Origin of the sequence: Streptomyces sp. Wb2n-11, assembly GCF_001049855.1 — a bacterium.
GTDB lineage: Bacteria > Actinomycetota > Actinomycetes > Streptomycetales > Streptomycetaceae > Streptomyces > Streptomyces altiplanensis.
Genome location: NZ_CVPB01000001.1, coordinates 718138 through 735814 on the forward strand (window position 1 = coordinate 718138; position 17677 = coordinate 735814).

Annotated in this window: 16 protein-coding genes, 1 tRNA gene and 1 pseudogene; 6 read left to right on the forward strand and 12 right to left on the reverse strand. The window is 71.1% G+C overall.

Annotated features, from left to right (window positions below):
- The first annotated feature begins 27 nt into the window (after positions 1–27).
- The gene (locus BN1555_RS03130; protein ID WP_093797640.1) at positions 28–606 is read left to right on the forward strand and encodes a Dps family protein; all 579 of its coding nucleotides are present in this window, start codon (positions 28–30) and stop codon (positions 604–606) included.
- A 296-nt stretch (positions 607–902) separates the two neighbouring features.
- Here the strand turns inward: BN1555_RS03130 and BN1555_RS03135 are convergent, their stop codons facing one another.
- The 7 genes and pseudogenes from BN1555_RS03135 to BN1555_RS03165 form a co-directional block, all read right to left on the reverse strand.
- Positions 903–1160 carry an HU family DNA-binding protein gene (locus BN1555_RS03135; protein ID WP_093797642.1) on the reverse strand — a complete coding sequence of 86 codons (258 nt, stop codon included), beginning with the start codon at positions 1158–1160 and terminating at the stop codon, positions 903–905.
- A gap of 389 nt (positions 1161–1549) precedes the next feature.
- Positions 1550–2823, reverse strand: a pseudogene (locus BN1555_RS03140) (cation:proton antiporter).
- Between the two features lie 371 nt (positions 2824–3194).
- A complete protein-coding gene (locus tag BN1555_RS03145; RefSeq protein ID WP_093797644.1) occupies positions 3195–4199 on the reverse strand; it encodes an acyl-ACP desaturase in 1005 nt (334 codons plus the stop codon).
- A 107-nt stretch (positions 4200–4306) separates the two neighbouring features.
- Complete coding sequence (locus BN1555_RS03150; RefSeq protein ID WP_093797646.1) at positions 4307–5497, reverse strand: acyl-CoA dehydrogenase family protein; 1191 nt, start codon at positions 5495–5497, stop codon at positions 4307–4309.
- Positions 5494–6396: an acyl-CoA dehydrogenase family protein gene (locus tag BN1555_RS03155; protein WP_176709936.1), complete on the reverse strand. Its 903-nt coding sequence runs from the start codon at positions 6394–6396 to the stop codon at positions 5494–5496. The genes BN1555_RS03150 and BN1555_RS03155 overlap by 4 nt, the downstream gene beginning before the upstream one ends.
- 113 nt (positions 6397–6509) lie before the next feature.
- Entirely contained in the window at positions 6510–7517 is a 1008-nt protein-coding gene (locus BN1555_RS03160) for an NAD-dependent epimerase/dehydratase family protein (RefSeq protein ID WP_093797650.1), read from the reverse strand.
- A 9-nt stretch (positions 7518–7526) separates the two neighbouring features.
- A complete protein-coding gene (locus BN1555_RS03165) occupies positions 7527–8693 on the reverse strand; it encodes a GNAT family N-acetyltransferase (RefSeq protein WP_218058173.1) in 1167 nt (388 codons plus the stop codon).
- Between the two features lie 114 nt (positions 8694–8807).
- Between BN1555_RS03165 and BN1555_RS03170 the strand changes: the two genes are divergently transcribed.
- The 3 genes from BN1555_RS03170 (at position 8808) to BN1555_RS03180 (ending at position 12237) form a co-directional block, all read left to right on the forward strand.
- Positions 8808–10625, forward strand: a complete 1818-nt coding sequence (locus BN1555_RS03170; RefSeq protein WP_093797652.1) for an AMP-binding protein — start codon at positions 8808–8810, stop codon at positions 10623–10625.
- 107 nt (positions 10626–10732) lie between these two features.
- A complete protein-coding gene (locus tag BN1555_RS03175; protein WP_176709937.1) occupies positions 10733–11047 on the forward strand; it encodes an acyl carrier protein in 315 nt (104 codons plus the stop codon).
- On the forward strand, positions 11044–12237 hold the full coding sequence (locus BN1555_RS03180; protein WP_141662804.1) for an aminotransferase class I/II-fold pyridoxal phosphate-dependent enzyme: 1194 nt from the start codon (positions 11044–11046) through the stop codon (positions 12235–12237). Before BN1555_RS03175 ends, BN1555_RS03180 begins: the two co-directional genes overlap by 4 nt.
- A 79-nt stretch (positions 12238–12316) precedes the next feature.
- On the opposite strand, the gene BN1555_RS03185 is transcribed toward BN1555_RS03180, so the two are convergent.
- From BN1555_RS03185 to BN1555_RS03200, 4 genes are all read right to left on the reverse strand, one after another.
- Positions 12317–13543, reverse strand: coding sequence for a beta-ketoacyl-[acyl-carrier-protein] synthase family protein (locus BN1555_RS03185; RefSeq protein ID WP_093797658.1), 1227 nt, complete (start codon positions 13541–13543; stop codon positions 12317–12319).
- Positions 13536–13871, reverse strand: a complete 336-nt coding sequence (locus BN1555_RS03190) for an acyl carrier protein (protein ID WP_093797660.1) — start codon at positions 13869–13871, stop codon at positions 13536–13538. The genes BN1555_RS03185 and BN1555_RS03190 overlap by 8 nt, the downstream gene beginning before the upstream one ends.
- A gap of 216 nt (positions 13872–14087) precedes the next feature.
- Complete coding sequence (locus BN1555_RS03195; protein WP_255305848.1) at positions 14088–14873, reverse strand: phosphatase PAP2 family protein; 786 nt, start codon at positions 14871–14873, stop codon at positions 14088–14090.
- Between the two features lie 380 nt (positions 14874–15253).
- Positions 15254–15327 (reverse strand) — tRNA-Pro (locus tag BN1555_RS03200).
- 195 nt (positions 15328–15522) lie between these two features.
- Here BN1555_RS03200 and BN1555_RS03205 point away from each other — a divergent pair.
- Together BN1555_RS03205 and cobF are read left to right on the forward strand one after the other, a co-directional pair.
- The gene (locus BN1555_RS03205) at positions 15523–16050 is read left to right on the forward strand and encodes a DUF309 domain-containing protein (RefSeq protein WP_093797662.1); all 528 of its coding nucleotides are present in this window, start codon (positions 15523–15525) and stop codon (positions 16048–16050) included.
- Positions 16047–16811 carry a precorrin-6A synthase (deacetylating) gene (gene cobF / locus BN1555_RS03210; RefSeq protein WP_093797664.1) on the forward strand — a complete coding sequence of 255 codons (765 nt, stop codon included), beginning with the start codon at positions 16047–16049 and terminating at the stop codon, positions 16809–16811. The genes BN1555_RS03205 and cobF overlap by 4 nt, the downstream gene beginning before the upstream one ends.
- Here the strand turns inward: cobF and BN1555_RS03215 are convergent.
- Complete coding sequence (locus BN1555_RS03215) at positions 16780–17565, reverse strand: cobalt-precorrin-6A reductase (RefSeq protein WP_093797666.1); 786 nt, start codon at positions 17563–17565, stop codon at positions 16780–16782. The two genes, cobF and BN1555_RS03215, sit on opposite strands and share 32 nt — an antisense overlap.
- Positions 17566–17677 lie beyond the last annotated feature (112 nt).

The window sequence follows — 17677 nt, forward strand, 5'->3', positions numbered from 1 at the left end:
GCCGGACACCACGCTAGGAGTGCCACCATGCCGTCACAGCATCCGGACATCTCGTACACCGTGCCGGGGATGAGCACACAGGAAAGCGGGCAGATCATCGCGTTGCTGCAGATGCGCCTGCACTCCCTCAACGATCTCGCCCTCACCCTCAAGCACGTTCACTGGAACGTCGTCGGCCCGCACTTCATCGCCGTGCACGAAATGATCGACCCGCAGGTCGAACAGGTCCGCTCCATGACCGACGACCTGGCCGAGCGGATCTCCACCCTCGGTGGCGAACCGAACGGCACACCGGGCGCGTTGGTCGACGCACGCACCTGGAACGACTACTCGATCGGCCGGGCCGAAGCCATCGAGCACCTCGGCGCCCTCGACCTCGTCTACACCTCGATCATCAAGGACCACCGCCAGGCCATGCAGGCCACCGAGGAGAGCGACCCGGTCACGCAGGACATGCTCATCGAGCAACTGCGCGGCCTGGAGCTCTTCCAGTGGTTCGTCCGTGCCCACCTCGAGTCCAGTGGCGGCAAACTCAGCACTCGGGGCGCCACAACCGAGACCGGCGCCGCCGGCCAGGCCGCCGACCAGGCACGCAACCAGCCCTGACCGACGCGAGCGGAAAGCCTGGCCCCGGCCGGGGGCGCCGAATGCCATGGGCAAGCGGCGCCCGGTATGCCGGGGGCCGGGCGCCGGAAGCGGCGCGTGCTCGAAGCGGACAGCAGCGGCGATCCGACCGCGCACGTCCGTACCGGCTCCGCGAGCGGCCCGGCCCGCACAGCGGCCGTCCGAACGCGACCGGAGAGCCGGCGCTCGCGGCCGCCCGGCCAGGCCGCGGCCCGGAGATCAGGCTCTCGCGCCCCGGTACCCCCGGGACGCGGGCGTCCGCCGGGAAGGGGCCGCTTTCAGCGGACGGTGCCGTTGACGTACTCGTTCAGCGCCTGGCCCGGACGCAGCGTGGGACGGGAGTCCTCCAGGTGGAAATCGCCGAACCCGATCACGGTGACCGTCTCACCACGCTTGAGCCCTTCGGCGATCGCGCCGGCGGACTCCACGGTGCCGAACAGCGCGTCGATCACCCGCTCCACCTCCTCCGACGCCAGCTGCGTGCCCGTCTCAGCCGTCTTTCGCACGGCCGCTTCCACCAGCGCGGTCTTGTTCATGATGATCCTTCCGGTCTCCGCTGCCCGAATACGGCGGCCGCCTCGCGTCCACCGCGGTCGCGACCCGTAATGACACCTCGCCCGCCCCACACCTGCGGGGCGGGCGAGCGAGAGAGGACCGAAGTCGCCGGAACCACCCCGCCACGGCGCACCCGGCTCGTTGCAGCAGTGTCGCGAGCCCGGCATGAGACGCAGGTGCCCACAGATATAGCAGGCAAATAGTCGCAAAGCGGCCACTTTTCAACGTGTCTCAGCACGCGGTCATCCGGAATCAGCGGTGTGAGTCGCCCGCCGTTCACCACTCACCACTCACCGGCAGGTGGCCACGTGGCCGGGGAGCCTTCCCGCCGCCCGGCCCAGGTCTCCCGCGATCGGCTGGCCGCAGGCGCTCAGCAGGTGTCCGACTGCCGCGGGGAGGCGGCGGTCCGCAGCCGGTCGAGCCTGGCCACCACCGGTCCCGCCGTGACACCGTGCAGCACGACCGAGGCCAGCACGGTGAAGGTCACCACCGCCCACAGTTCCCGCGCCGGCACCGGGAAGTCGTGCTGTCCCAGCGCGTAGGCGAGGTAGTACAAGGAGCCGATGCCCCGGATGCCGTAGGCCGCGACCACCCAGCGCTCCCGGCCCCGCAGGCGGCTCCCGAGCAGCCCGGCCCATCCGGACAGCGGCCGGACGACCAGCAGCACCACCAGTGCGGTGACGGCGCCCTGCCAGGTCAGAGGGGCGAGGCCACCCAGCGCGATGAAGGCGCCCAGCAGAAACAGCACCGCCGCGGTGAGCAGGCGCTCGATCTGCTCTATGAAGTCGTGCAGGACGTTGTGGAAGCCGTGGGCGTGCTCGGCCGCCCGGATCGTGCACGCGGTGGTGAACACCGCGAGGAAGCCGTAGCCCCCAGCAGTTCGGTCACCCCGTACGACAGGAACGTGGCGCCCAGCGCGACGAAGCCCTCCCGGTGTTCGGAGAGCCGCAGCACCGACGAGCGGGGCCGGAAGAACAACCAGCCCAGCACCCGGCCTGCCAACAGCCCGCTCAGCACCCCGACGGTGCACTTGAACACGACGTCCTCCACCGCCCACGCGCCGGTCCAGTCGGCCGACCAGCCACTGCCCGCGGCGACGGCCAGCGCCACAGCCGCGTACGTCAGGGGGAAGGCGAGCCCGTCGTTGAGGCCCGCCTCGCTGGTGAGAGCGAACCGCACCTCGTCCTCGTCGTGCTCGTCCTCGGTGGGCTCCCCCACCCGCACCTCCGAGGCGAGCACCGGATCGGTCGGCGCGAGAACGGCGGCCAGCAGCAGAGCGACGGCCGGAGGCCAGTCCAGCAGCCACCACGCCACGAGGGCCGTGACCACGACGGTCAACGGCATCGTGAGGCCCAGCAACCGCCAGGTCGTGGCCCATCGGCGACGGCCGACGGGCCGATTGAGCGCCAGCCCGGCGCCCATCAGCGCGATGATCACGACGATCTCGGTGATGTGCTCCGTCAGCAGCCGGTCGTTCACCGGATCGATCTCCGGCAGCGGCAGGGGCAGCAGGTACACCCCGATACCGCCCACCAGGAAGACCAGTGGCAGCGAAAGCGGCCGTCCGGCCACCACTCGGGGCAGCACTGCCGCGAGCAGCGCTCCCACTCCCAACCACGCGAACACCGCATCGGCGATCGTCACTGCGCTGTGCCTGTCCTTCCACCCCGCCGCCGAGCGGTCCGCACGCCGGCCGCACGCAACTGCGGCAGGCTGTCTCCGGAGAGCCACATGCCCGCAGGTGGTCGACGCGGGCGAGTGCGGCCGGTTCGGTCGGCTGCTCCGTCATGGTTGTGGCGCTCTCCGCATTCCAGGAATGCCCGAGTGCCCCGTTCGAGTGAATTCATGCGGGCCCGAAGGCGTGGCGCTCCGTGCCCACGGGGCTCGGCGGGGGGAAAGGTTCCTGCCCCGCGGCCTGCCCGGCCGTCAAAGTACCGGCTCCCAGGCGCTGTTCCTTCTGGCCGCAGCCGGAGGAGACGTCCGGGATCTCGTGTTGCGGTGCGATGCGGCGGCTGTCAGGGAGTCCGCGTCGGCTGACCCGCTTCCCGGCCTGGCCATGCCTGGTCCCGGACGGCCGGGGCCGCCTTCACGCCTCGGTCGGCACGCCATCGGGCGGACCGTTCGATCATGGTCTTCTGCCGCTCGAGGTGCTGCCCGAGTCTTTCGCGGCTGCTCTCCCCTTCGCCCGTCAGGTCGGTGCGCTCGAACACCCGCAGCGATCGAAGAAGCGGCTGAAGGATTTCAGTGACCAGTACGTTCCGGTCGAGGATGCCGGAGACGGCGATGCTTCGGGCCGCCGACCGCAGGGTGGGAGCGCTGTGCCCCGGCATCCGGAAGGAACGGACCACGTCCCTCATGGCGTGCATGGTCCGGTCCGGATACCGGTCGAAGGCCGCGGCCAGGAGGTCGCGGTAGAACACCATGTGGAGGTTCTCGTCCGCCGCGATCCGTGACAGCAGCCGCTCGCACACCGGGTCGCCGCTGATCCTTCCGGTGTTGCGGTGCGCCACCCGGGTGGCCTGTTCCTGCACCATGACATAGGCGATGCCATGGATGACCGACCCCGGGTACTCGCGGGTGTAGCCGGTGCGCATGTGCTGCATCCTGTGGCGCTCCAGGGCCACTGGGTCCACTGCACGTGTGACGTGCAGGTAATCCCGCAGGGCGGTGCTGTGCCGGTCTTCCTCGGCCGTCCATTGACGGGTCCATTCGCCCCAGGCTCCGTCGCGGCCGAGCTCGGTGATCAGTTCCGTGTGGTAGCTCGGCAGGTTGTCTTCCGTGAGCAGGCTGAGAACGAGGGCGGAACGTGCGTGCGCAGGCAGTGCCGACTGCTCGGGCTCCCAGGGCCGGCCCTGCAGCGGTCCGTCGAAGTCCTGACCGCGGCTCCACGGCACGTACTGGTGGGGAAACCACTCCTGGGCCATCGAAAGGTGCCGGTCCAGGTGGGTGGCGACGACGGACTCGAGCTCCCGGAGTACGGACTCGTCGTCCTGTGAAGGGTCACCAACGGGACGTTGCATGGATTCTCCTGGTGGGGACGGCGTGTGGCAGAGACCACGGGCCCGAAGTGACGGGGCGTCGACGGGTGGCCCGCGGGAGCGGTGCGGTGCGGGAGCGGGCCGTGCATCTACGCATGCCGGCTCCCGGCCGGCACGAGGGGGGCGGTCCGCCGGCGGGCGGCAGCACCTCGCAGGATCTCCGCGGCGGCGCTGTCCCTGACCGTTTCGCAGCTCCCCCCGAAGACGCTCAGGACCCGGACGTCCCGCAGCGCCGGGAGCAGACTGCTCCCGGCGCCCGCGGCGCTGAAAGCGTCGGGACCGATGAGCCGGGCGCATCCGTTGACGACCCGCTGGGCGAGCCGTGCGCTCATGGTCTTGGCGAGGTCCGCATCGAGACGGTCGCCCGCGCCGTCGTCGAAGCGCTCTACGGCAGCGTCCAGAAACGCTTCTGCGGCCTCCACCTCCACGAGCCATCCGGCGAGTTCGGCACGGGCTCGTTGTGAGGTGGCCACCGCCGAAAGCGCGGCAGTACGCTCCACACAGCACCGTGCGCACTCCAGCACACCGGCGGAGATCGCGAGCCGCTCCTCCCCGAGGACCTGAGCCAGGTACGCCATGGCCAGGCCGGGCCGGCCGAGCACGGCTTCCGCCGGCAGTTCGCAGCCTGTGAACCGGATGCGGCCGGTGCGTGAACTGCGCAGCCCCACGGTTCCCAGCTGCTGCACCTGAACACCGGGGAGATCGGCCGGCACCAGGAAGAACGTCATTCCGAGAGCGCCGGCTCCGGCGTCGGTGCGAGCCAGCACGAACAGGCAGTCGGCGAGCGGCGCGTTGGTGATGAAGGTCTTCTCGCCGTCGAGAAGCCATCCCCGGCCAGTGGGAACCGCCCGGGTGGCTGTGCTGTTGACAAGGTCCGACCCTCCGGTGGGCTCGGTGATCGCCACAGCGGTGATCACACGGCCCCTCAGGACCGGTTGCAGCCAGGTCTGCTTCTGTTCCTCGCTGCCGTGCCCCAGCAGCAGGGGCACGGTGACGTGCGTCTGCACGCACAAACTCGTGCAGACCCCGCCGGCGGCGTAGCGGCTGACGGCCCGGATGAAGGCGATGCCGTGCGCGAGCCCCAGACCCAGACCACCGTCGCGGACCGGAACGGGTACGCCGAACACCCCGGCGCGACCGGCGACGTCGAACAGCCGGCGGGTGGCCCCGCCGTTCGTCTCCCAATCCATCAGGTGCGGCGCGAGGTGGTGCCTCACCAGAGTGCGCGCCGAGGCGTGGAACGCGGCCATCGAGTCTGCACGGAGCGAGGGGACGGTCATTCGGCGGCCGCTTCCACGGTGACGGGGAAGGGCAGTCCGGCGGCCCGTTCCAGCCGATCCAGGCCGCCCAGCAGGACGGGAGCGAAAACGGAGTCCTGGTAGGCCCGGGCGATCCACTGCTCTTCGAGGAAGCCGTAGCCTCCGTGGAGCTGGCAGGAGGCCTCCACGGCCTGCGGGACGGCAAGTGCCACGTAGGCCGCCGCGCGCAGTGCGGCGTCGCGGGAGGACCATGCGGCCGGCGCCGCCGGCTCCCCCTCCGTCCAGGGTTCTCGCTGTGCCGAGGTCGTACGCGAGCGGGTGCCGACCCGTGCCAGGTATGCCTCGCACATCCTCACCCGCGCCGTCGCCTCCACCAGAGCGTGGCGCACCACCTGCTTGTCCACGAGATGAGCGCCGCCGAACGGCCGTCGGACCACGTGGTCGATGAGCGCCTCGACAGCGTCCGCGGCGAGTTCGGTGACCAAGTGCGCCAACCTCAGCCGGGTCGCGGCGACCGTCTCGTACAGCATGTGCACATCGGCGGGGCCCAGTCGGACGACGGCCGTGGCCGGGACGGACACCGAGTCCAGCCGCACGGAACCGAATGACGCCCCGGGGAGCGGGGACGGCCGGTGCTCGCCGCGCTCGGCCCCCCAGGCGTCGGCCGGCAGCAGAACGAGCACCGTGTCACCTCTCGCACCGGTGGCCTCCACCAGCGTTCCGTCGGCCTCCGGCAGTCCGAGTACATGGTCGGCACGGCCATCGGCGAGCCATCCACCGGGCGCTCTCCGGAGGTCGATCTCGCATCGGGTGCCCAGCAGACCGTCGCTGGTGGAGTGCCGTAGCGCCGTGCACAGGCGGGCGTGGTCCGCAGACGGGGGCAGCAGACGGGCGAGCACCGACGTCAGTCCCTCGGCCACGGCCCCGGCCACCTGCTCGCCCAGGCGGCGCTTCGGTGGCCCGGCTCGGTCCGGGCCGGAAGAGGAGTTCCTTCTGTCCGGTCCGCACGTGCCGTCCGGGACGGCCTGGGGGGTCAGCATCCCGCCCGCCCGCGGCCACCGTCGTCGAACATCGCCGCGAGGCCGGCCTCCAGCCGCACCGCAGAGGTGAAACCGAGCTCGCGGGCCGCCTTGTCCGTGGAACAGGTCCACCCCGGACAACGCCCCTCCACCGCCTTGTCCCGGTTGGCGGCCGGGAACGCCCCGGGGCCGCGCAGCCGGGCGGCCGTCTCCAGCAGCCAGGCCACACCGTGTACGGCCGGGGCCGGGACCGGCACCACCAGCGGGGGCCTGCGGCCCATCGCACGGGCCACTGCGGCACACAGGCCGCCCCACGAATGTTCCACCCCGTCGGAGACCGTGTACACGCCGGCCGCCGGATCATCCCGGGACAGGGTCCCGCCGCGTTCCATCACCGCCTCCAGCGCGGCACACACGTCGTCGACGTGTACGAGGGAGTACCGGCAGGTGCCCCTGCCCGGACGAGGTGCGACGCCCGCCCGGACCATCGCCGCCAGCGCGGGGACGAAGGCCGGGTCGCCCGGCCCGTAGACGATCGGCGGGCGGATGACGACGGTCCCCAGGTCCGGCGCCAGCTCCCGGAGAGCCTGCTCCCCGGCGAGCTTGCTGCGGCCGTACCGGGAGACGGGGGCCGGAGGGTCCTCCTCCCGCCGGGGCCGGCCCGGAGCCGACGGGCCGGCGGCGGCGAGCGAGGAACACAGGATCATGCGGGGCGGGGAGGAGAGCGCGGCGAGGTGCTCACCGAGCCGACGGGTACCCGTCGCGTTGACCCGGTCGAAACCCTCCGCGCGCGGTGCCTTGACCACTCCGGCCAAGTGCAGCACGCACTCCGCGTCCCTGGCTGCCTCAGCCAGGCCCTTTCCGTCGGCCAGGTCTCCTTGCACCAGGCGCACCTTCCGCGGGAGGACGCCGAGACAGGAGGTGGAGCGCACGATCGCCGTCACCTCGTGGTCGCGCGCCACGAGACGGCGGGCGAGCCGTCGGCCGATGAATCCCGTGGCGCCGGTGACCAGAACACGCATGGGCCGTCCTCAGTGGTTTCGCAGGGCTTGCTCGTACGATCCGTGCCGCAGCTCGCGCCGGTAGATCCGGTACGTCTTGGTGCGGCGGCAGCCGGCCGCCCGCAGCGATCGGAGCGCCGGCTTGTTGCTGTCCAGGACCCAGGAGATCTCGACAGCCTCGTAGCCCAGGCGGCGGGCGGCCCGCTCGGTCTCCGCCAGGAGCACGGGAAGCACTCCTGAGTTCCGGAACTCCTCGACGACGCCCAGCGCCATCAGCCGGCCGCGCCGGACCTGGCGCGACGCGCGCAGCATCCGGGCCAGCCCCGTGGGCACGCCCCACCGGTGCAGACGTCCTCCGGCGGCCCGGAAGGCCGGGGCCAGGTCCGGGAGGGTGAGGGAGAAACCCGCCGGCTCGCCCGCGACCTCGGCGACGAGAGCCAGTTCGGGGCGCAGCGCCGGACGCAACTGGTCCGCCAGGTGCTGGAACTCACGGCCCGTCATGGGGACGAAGCCCCAGTTGTCCTGCCAGGCGCGGTGGTAGAGGTCGCGGATCCGCCGCATTTCGGCCGCGTAGTCGAGGACGTCGACGGTCCGGACGGTGATGTCGCCCCTCCGTACCGCCGCCGCCGCGACACGGCCGAGTGCCTCGGGCTGTTCGGGCACGCATGCCCACTCCCAGGCGTGAAGGTCCTGGACGGCCGTGAAACCGCAGCTCTCGATCAACACGGGGGTGAACGGCGGGTTCCACGGCATGAGCAGGGCCGCCGGCAGGTCGAACCCGTCGACGAGGGCCCCGCACTCGTAGTTCGTCGAGAAGTTCACCGGACCCACCATCGAGGTCATGTTCCGCCCGATGAGCCAGGAGCCGGCTGCCTGGAACAGCCGGCGGGCGACGTCGGGGTCGTCGACGCAGGCGAAGAGGCCGAAGAATCCGTCACGGGTTCCGTGGTGCCGGTTGAAGCGGGGGTCGTGCACGGCGGCGATGCGCCCCACCACCTTGCCGCCGCGGCGGGCGAGGTACAGCGCCACCTCGCCGAACGACAGGAACGGGTTCCGGGTGCGGGACAGCAGTCGGTACCGGTCCCGGCGCAGTGGTGGGACCCAGCAGGCGTCCGCGCGGTGCAACGCGTACTCGCACTCGACGAAGGCCTTCCGTTGCGCCCGGTTGCGCACCGGAGACACCGTCACAATATCCACGAAACTGGACAATAGCAGACATAAGCCTGGCTAAATGGGTGCTCAGTCCGGACGCTCCCCGTCACGGTCGCCGACGTCGATCCCCCTCGCACCCGAGCGTGAAGAGGTCACACCATGCCCGACATCGACAGCCTCCCTCACAGCACCCTGATCGAGGCGGTGTACGCCCACGCCCGCGACGGGATCGCCGGCGAGTTGTGCGCGGCAGACCATGGCGCGCACGCCGGGGAAGTGATCGACTACCGGACTTTCTGGTACCGGGCGGTGGCATGCGCCCTCGGTCTGCGACAGCGCGGGGTGCGCACCGGTGACCACGTCGCGCTGGTCATGCACACCACGCTCGAAACCATGATCGCGACCGTGGGTGTCCAGGCCGCGGGAGGTGTGCTGGTGCCGCTGCGCGCCGTCGCACGTCCACGGCCCGGCAGCCAGCACGCCCTCCGGGCCCGCGACGCCATGGCCCTGGGCAGGGCGCGCTGGTGCCTGACTCCGCCCGGTGGTACGGACGCGTACGCCGGCCTGGCCCGCGACGCGGGACTGCCCACCACCGCCCTTCCCGTGGGCGAGTTCGTCCCGGCCGCCCCGACACCCGTCTCCGCACCCGTGCCTCCGCCGCCGGTAGCGCTCGACCCGAACGGCGCCGCGCTGCTCCAGTTCAGCTCCGGGAGCACCTCCGCCCCCAAGGGCATCCTGCTCACGCACCGCAATCTCGCCGTCAACCTCACCGCGTTGAACGACAGGGTGGGGTACCACTGCGGGCGCGGGGTGTTCTGGCTTCCCCTGTCGCACGACATGGGCCTGATCGGCTGCTTCGCCAGCAGTCTGTTCTCGGGATCGTCGGTCCGGGCGCTGCCGCCGGAATCCTTCGTCCGTGACCCGCTGCGCTGGATCACGGAGCTGTCCGACTTCCGCGCCACGCACACCGCGGGCCCCCCGTTCGGCTACGAACTGGCGGGACGCAGGGCGAGGGAGCGGTTCACCCGCCCCTCCGCCCTCGACCTGTCGGCCCTTGAGGTGGCCCTCATCGGCGCGGAGCGAATCACCCCCGCCCTGTGCGCGGAATTCGAACGGGCGCTGGCCCCGCAGGGACTCAAGCCCCATGTACTGCTCCCCGCCTACGGCCTCGCCGAGAACTGCGTCGCGGTGGCCGCCCGCAGACCGCTCACTCCCACCACCGTACGGGTCTTCGACCGCCGAGCCCTGGGGGAAGGCCGGCTGGTCGCCTCCGAGGCCCCGCACGGCGCCGCAGGCTCCCCTCCGGTCGGCACCCAGTCGTTGGTGGGCCACGGCACTGCCGTCACGGGGACACGGGTACGCGTCACGGCCCTCGACGGACGGCGCGATGCGCTTCCGGACGGCTGTGTGGGCGAGATCCATGTCGGCGGGGAGGCCGCCACGGCCCGGATGGTGACCGGCGGCCGATGGGAGCCCGTCCATCCCGACGGCTTCGTCCCCACCGGAGACCTCGGGGCGTATGCCGAGGGCGAGCTCTTCGTCGTCGGCAGACTGAAGGAGACGTTCAAGCACGCCGGCATGGTGTACGCGCCCGGTGACCTGGAGGCGGTCGCCCTGGCGGCGTGCCCTCCCTCGGTAACGGCTGCGGTGGTCGTCCCGGTCACGCCGGAGGACGAAGCCGCCGAGAGCGTCGTCCTGTTCCTCGAGATCAGCGGCTCCCCGGTCTCCGCCGCGAGGGGCGCGGGAGACGCGGAGTCCGGCGAGGACACGCCGGGCATCGCCGACACGGTACGCCTTGCCGTGCTGAGGGAATTCGGCATGCCGGTCCGTGATGTCTTCGTCGTCGCCCGGGGCCTGCTGCCACGGACCGCGAGCGGCAAGGTGCAGCGCACACGACTCGCCGCCGCGTACGTCTCGCACGGGGCCGACGGAGTGCCCGGCAGGCGGCAACCGGATTCCCGCGATGTGGCCACATAGCCACGTCACCACTTTCGACGGTCGCCGTGCGTAATATGACGGCCACTCAGAATGAGCCGACGGCGGATCGGCGTACCGTGACCGAGAAACGCACAGGGAGCCCAGCCGTGACGGATGTGCAGCCACTCTCGTCCGCCCTGCAGCCCTCACCTGCCGCGCGCCTCAGCCCGGAAGACCTGGGCGAAGCGATCAAGAACGTCCTCGCGACCAGGATCCGTGTGGCCCCCGACCGGCTGCCGGACTCCCTCACCCTCGAAGACCTGGGGCTGGACTCATTGCTCCTGGCCGAGTCGCTGGTCGCTCTCGAGACCCGGTTCGGGGTCGTCATCGATCCGCTTCGCTTCGCGGAGCGGCTGACGCCCGGCCTGCCCCTCGGCGAGTTGGTCGCCGAACTGGCCGGACACATTGGAGCAGCTCGTTGACCAGTACGGACATGGACTTCGGCCCCGCCCTCAACAGTGTGCTCGACACCGTGGACCGCTGGCAGGAACAGGGGCACTACCCACTGTTCCCCGTCATTTCCGAGCCCCGCGGCACCCGTGCCCGACTGGCCGACGGCCGCATGGTCACGGTCTTCGGCTCATGCGACTACCTGGGGCTCAGCGGACATCCCGCCGTCGTCGGTGCCGCCGTGGACGCCCTCCACCGGTTCGGTACGCACTGCTACGGCACGCAGCCCGTCGGCGGATACACCGAACTTCACCGCAGCCTGGAGCACGCCCTTGCGGAGTTCTTCGGCAAACCCTCTGCGGCACTGTTTCCGACCGGCATGCAGGCCAACATCGGGGTGCTGACGACATTCGCGGGTCCCGGGGACGCGATTCTCTCGGACCAGCTCAACCACGGATCGATCACCATGGGCGGCCGTCTGTCCGGGGCTCAGTTGATGACTTTCCGCCACAACGACCTGGACGACCTGGCGGCAAAACTCGTCGAGGCCACCGGCGCGCGCCGCCGGATCATCGTCGTCGACGGGCTCTTCAGCGCCGACGGCGACTTCGCCCCGCTGGCCGGCATCGCGGATCTCGCGGACCGCCACGAAGCCCTGCTGATCGTCGACGAGGCGCACGCCGGTGGAGCGGTGGGACCACGCGGCCGCGGCGCTGCCGAACTCCTCGGAGTGCTGGACCGTGTCGACGTCATCACCGGAACCATGAGCAAGGCGTTCGCGAGTACAGGGGGATTCGCCTGTGGCAGCGACCGGGCGATGCGCCTCGTACGCCACACGGCCGGGGCGTACCTGCTCTCACTCGGCCTGGCCCCGGCCACGGTCGGCGCCTCCCTCGCGGCGGTGCGGGTGGCCGCGGCGGAAGGCCTCGCCCTGCGTACCCGGAACGCCGCCAACGCGAAGGCGCTGCGCGAACGCCTCCAAGACGCCGGTGTGAACATCGGGGCCTCCAGTGCGCATGTGGTGCTCGTCCACATCGGGCGCGTCGACGACACCGCACGCATCGCCACCCGTCTGCTCGAACAGGGCCTCCTGGTGAACCCCTTGTTCCCCCCTGCCGTACCGATCGGGGGAGCACGTCTGAGGATCGGCGTGACCAGCGCCCACAGCGAGGACGAGATCGCGAAAGCGGCGGAGGCCATCGTCGGCGCGCTGGCCTGCTGACAGGTTCACACCGTGTCGGCCCGGCACGTTTCCCTCGCGGGAGAGGTCAGCAACGAGGCGGCGGCATCGGACGGCTTCGTCACGGCGCCGTCAGGAGAAGCACGGCGTTCTGGCCGCCGAAGCCGAATGCGTTGACGACAGCTGTCCCCACTGGCAGGCGGCGATGCCGCCCCGTCGGAATATCGAGTTCACGACCCGCCTCCTGCTCCGCCAGATTGGCCGTGGGAGGAACGGCCTGGTGTTCCATGGCCAGCAGGGTGAACGCGGTGGCGAGCGCGCCGGCGGCACCCATGGCATGCCCGACAACGCTCTTGGCCGCCGTGACCACCGGTGGCGTGCCGAAGACACGGAGAAGGACGTCGGCCTCCACGGCGTCGCCTCTCCGTGTACCGGTGCCATGCGCACTGACGTGGTCCACGTCGGCGGGCGCGCAACCGGCGTCCGCCAGTGCGCTCCGCAGCGCCTGTTCCGCGCCGCGCCCACCCGGATGAGGCGCGATCGGATGGTACGCATCGGCCGAGGCGCCGTATCCGCGCACGAACGCGCGTACCCGTGCCCCGCGGGCCCGGGCGTGGGCGGCCGACTCCAGGGCGAGGACGGCTGCCCCCTCGCCCAGCACCAGGCCGCCCCGGTCGACGTCGAAGGGCCGCGAGGCCGAGCCGGGGCCCGCGGGGCACTCCCGCGAGAGCGCCTTCATCTGCGTGAGGCACGCCACGTTCATCGGTGCCCGCGGGGACTCGCCGCCACCGGTGAGAACGATGTCGCAAGTACCCGCCCGGATCAGGTCACGAGCCACGCCGATGGCCGTCATGCTGGAGGCACAGGCGCTGGTGGTCACGAAATTGGGACCTCGCGCACCCAGGTCGATGGCCACCTCACCGGCCAGCTGACTGGGGATGCTGCGGGCCAGGGCGAGGGGTGACACGGCGCTCGGGCGGCCCCCGCCGAGTTGCGAGAATTCCTGGGCGTACGTCTGCAGACTGTTGCTGCTCACACCGAGCACCACGCCGACGCGTTCCGCGGCCCACTCGTGCGGAGCGAGGCCGGCATCGCGCACCGCCCGTCGGGCAGCTGCCAGTCCCAGATGTGCGAATCTGTCCAGGCGCCGGCTCATCCGGACGCCCAGTTCCGTGACGGCGTCGAATCCGCTCACCTGGCAGGAGAAGTCGACGGACAGGCCGGCAAGGGCAGGGTCACGGGCTGCCAGCGAACGGCCGGCGCACAGGGTTTCCCAGACTGCCTGCGGGCTGTCGCCCGCGGGGGTCACGAGTCCGAGCCCGGTCACGGCCACTCGCTGATCACTCAACCCGGGCTCCCCCGGGCTGGATCGCCGCATCGGCGCGGGGCACGGCCCGGCCCTCGTGCGGAACCCGTCCATCGGGAAGCACGGCGCCCTCGCCGATCCGCTTGACCGCGTCGGCGATTTCGCTGATCGTCGCGTCGGGGCCGATTCCCACCAGGTCGTCGGGGATTCGGATTCCGGTCTCGCCTTCGATGACGACCACGAGTTCCATCAAGGCGAGGGAGTCCATCTCCAGTTCCTCGAAGGTGGTGTCCGGACGCAGCCTGTCGACGTCGATGTCGAAGTGGTACGACACCAATTCGACGAGAGACCGGCAGGAGAGGTCATGCATGGTGGTGTTCCCTTTCGCCCATGGACAGCGCGCTGTTCTCAAGCGTTGGTGCCGGGACGAGTCTTCTCGTCAATGTGCTGCCATCGCAGGAATACCAGATCTGTCCTCCCGCATCCCGAAGGATGCTGCGCGCCATTCGGATGGCGCTCACCGCGGTGGTCCTTCCGACGCCGCGTCGAGTGCTGGAACCGCTGTTCTCCAAGACCCTGTGGATACTCACCGGAGCGGGCATTCAGGTGCCCCGGGTTCCATGGCCGTTGTACGGCCCGGTGAAACGGCCTTTCGCCATCGGCGCCGCGCCGCAGCCGTACTCCGCCGAGCGGCGTGTCCCAGGAGTACCAGCGCCACGGCCAGCACACAGTCCGCCCAGAAGTGATTGGCTGTCACCACGACCACCGCGAGGGTGACCGCGGCATGGGCCACTCCCAGCCACCGCCAGCGACTTCTGCTGATCCGGACTGCGGCAGCCGCGACCAGCACACACCAAGCGACGTGCATCGACGGCATCGCGGCGAACTCGTTCACGACGACCCCGGCGACGGGTCGTCCGAAGATCGACTGGTCGTACTGCGCCGCGACGTCCACGAAACCGTTCTGCGGCAGTATCCGCGGCGGTGCCACGGGAACGAACTGCACGAGCAGGCAGACCGCGGTCACCAGAGCCACCGTGTTCCGCACCCGGCCGTAGTGCGGCCGGTGCCGGAGGAATACCCAGAGGAGCATGCCGGCCATCGCGGCAACGTGCATCACGGCGTAGTAATAGTTGGCTGTTGCCAACAGCCGTGGGTGCGGCAGCACCGTGCGCTGCACCATCGCCTCGTCGGGCAGCCCGAAGTCGCTTTCGGTTCGGTGGATCCAAAGGGCGCGGTCCAGGGCGCGGTGGGCGCTCGTCATCGACTGGTGGCCCGCCAGCTGCCACAACCCGAACAGGGTCAGCAGCACCGCCGCCTCGGTCAGGGCCGCGACGACCGGCCCCCGGCGGTCCCACCGCCTTGCCGTCATGTCCGCACCTCGGAGGGTCGGGGCCGATGAGAGCCAGACCATAGAGTGCCGGAACGGTCCCGGTGGCGCGGCACGGCCGTCGCCAGGACTGTTCGGGTGGTGGCCGAGGGCTCGGTCCTGGCTGACGCCACCCGCTGGGACGAGGTGTCACCAAGCCCGGGTACGGGCACCCGCACCCCGACGTGCACGAGATCACCGTCGTCGGCGCCGCCCTCTCCGCGCCCCTCGGCGTGGTGCGCACCCCGCGCTCCCTGCCGAGCCCGATCGTGGCCGCCCGCTGACGCGGTCGAGCCGGTTGCTCCCCGGCCGGTCCCCGGGAACGGCCAAGGGGCCGTTTCAGATTGCTCTGAAACGGCCCCTTGATCTGCGACTCTCTCGAGTCGGGACGACAGGATTTGAACCTGCGACCCCTTGACCCCCAGTCAAGTGCGCTACCAAGCTGCGCCACGTCCCGTTGCCCGCCTGACCTGGGGTTTACCCTGGCTGAGCGCGCAACAGAACAATACCTCACTCCATGAGTGGTCCCGAATCCACTGCCCGTCGCGGTGGCCCCGGACCTCCAACGCCTCTCCGGAGCGTTCGAGTTCGCGGCCGTCCCGGAGCCGTCTGCGCACGGCACTCCGGAACCGGAGCGGGTGACAATGGGCGGATGGACGACACGGAGCAGAGCAGGAGGGACCGCGACCCCGAGGGACGGGCGCGCAACGCGCGGCCGCGCGACGGACTCGGGCGGCCGCTGCCGTACGGGGCGCAGGGCGTGGCCAGACAGCCCGAGGGAGTGGTGCGCACCGGGGACGACACGGTGCGCGAGGCGCAGCGGCTGCTCGACGCCGGAATGCCGTTCCACGCCCACGAGGTCTTCGAGGACGCCTGGAAGTCGGGTCCCGAAGCGGAACGCCCGCTGTGGCGCGGCCTCGCCCAGCTCGCGGTCGGTCTCACCCACGCCGCCCGGGGCAACAGGAGCGGCGGTTCGACGCTGCTGCGGCGCGGGGCCGCCGGAATCGCCGCGTACGGCGACGCACGCCCCTACGGGCTCGGCATCCGCGAGCTCGGCGCCTGGGCCGAGGCGCTGGCGGACCGTGTCGAGCGGGAAGCGGAGCCCGTACCGGCCGCCGGGACCGCTCCGCGCCTGCGCGGGCGACCGGACGGGCCCGATGCGGCAGACTCCGTGCGGTGAGAAAGATCTATGTCATAGGAATCGGCGCGGGCGACCCGGACCATCTGACGATCCAGGCCGTCAAAGCGCTCAACGCGGTGGATGTCTTCTTCCTCCTCGACAAGGGCGAGGAGAAGTCGGACCTGATCCGGCTGCGGCACGACATCCTCGACGCGCACATCGCGGCGGACCGGGAGTACCGGCTGGTCGCGGGGCGTGACCCGGACCGCGACCGCCGGGCCGGCGGCGCCGACTACTCCCCCGCGGTCGGCGACTGGCGCAGCCGCCGGGCCGACATATTCGAGCGGATGATCACCGAAGAGCTGGCGGACGACCAGACCGGCGCGTTCCTGGTGTGGGGCGATCCGGCGCTGTACGACAGCACGCTCGGCATCCTGGAGGAGATCCTGGAGCGCGGGACGGTGACCTTCGACCACGAGGTCGTACCCGGCGTCAGCAGCGTGTCAGCGCTGGTCGCACGCCATCGCACCGGGCTGAACCGGGTGGCGAAGCCGGTCCAGATCACGACGGGCCGCCGGCTCGCGGAGGGCTGGCCCGAGGGCGCGGACGACGTGGTGGTGATGCTCGACGCACACCAGGTGTTCCAGCGCTACGCCGAGGACGATCCGTACATCTACTGGGGCGCCTACGTCGGGACCGCGGACGAGATCCTCGTCTCCGGCCGGCTCTCGGAGGTCTCGGACCGGATCCTCGCGCTGCGCGCCGAGGCCCGCGCCCGCAAGGGCTGGATCATGGACACCTATCTGCTGCGCCGCGACTGAGGCACCCCAGCCGCTCCAGCTCCGCCACCGCCCCGGCCACGTCGGGGGCGGTGCGCACCCCCGGCGGCGGGAGCGGACGGCGTACGACGACGACCGGCAGGTCCAGCTCGCGGGCCGCGGTGAGCTTCGCGGCGGTGGCGGGGCCGCCGCTGTCCTTGGTGACGAGGACGTCGGCGGCGTACGTCCGGAGCAGTTCCCGCTCGCCCTCGACGGTGTACGGGCCGCGGTCGAGCAGGAGCCGTGTGTGGCGCGGCAGCGGCGGCTGAGGGGGCTCCACGGACCGTACGAGGAAGTGGAGCGCGTCCAGGCCGGCGAAGGCGGCCAGACCGAGCCTGCCGGTGGTGAGGAACACCCGGCGGCCGAGCGCCGGCAGCCGCGCCGCCGCGTCCTGGAGGCTGTCGGCGAAATGCCAGCGGTCACCGGGCCCCGGCTGCCAGCCCGGGCGGCGCAGCGCGACCAGCGGGACGCCCGCGGCGGTCGTCGCCTCGGCCGCGTTCGCGCTGATCACGGCGGCGAAGGGGTGTGTGGCGTCGATCACTGCGGCGACCCGGTGCTCGCTCAGCCAGGCAGCCATCGGCCCCGGGCCGCCGAAGCCTCCGACGCGAATCTCGCCATCAGGCATCCTTGGTTGTGTCACCCGTCCTGCAAGCGAGGTCGTCACCCGCAGGAGGGGGCACGGGGCCAGCGTCCGCGCGAGCTGCCTGGCTTCCGTCGTACCGCCGAGTATCAGTACGTGGCCGGTGCCGGTGATCATGGCATCACGCTACCGGAGCAGTCCTGACGGGGGTGTTTGAGGAAAGTGGTTCAGGTCACTCGATTCAAGGCGTAACGAAATGGCGAGAGCGTGCGATGAACCCACAGGTGTC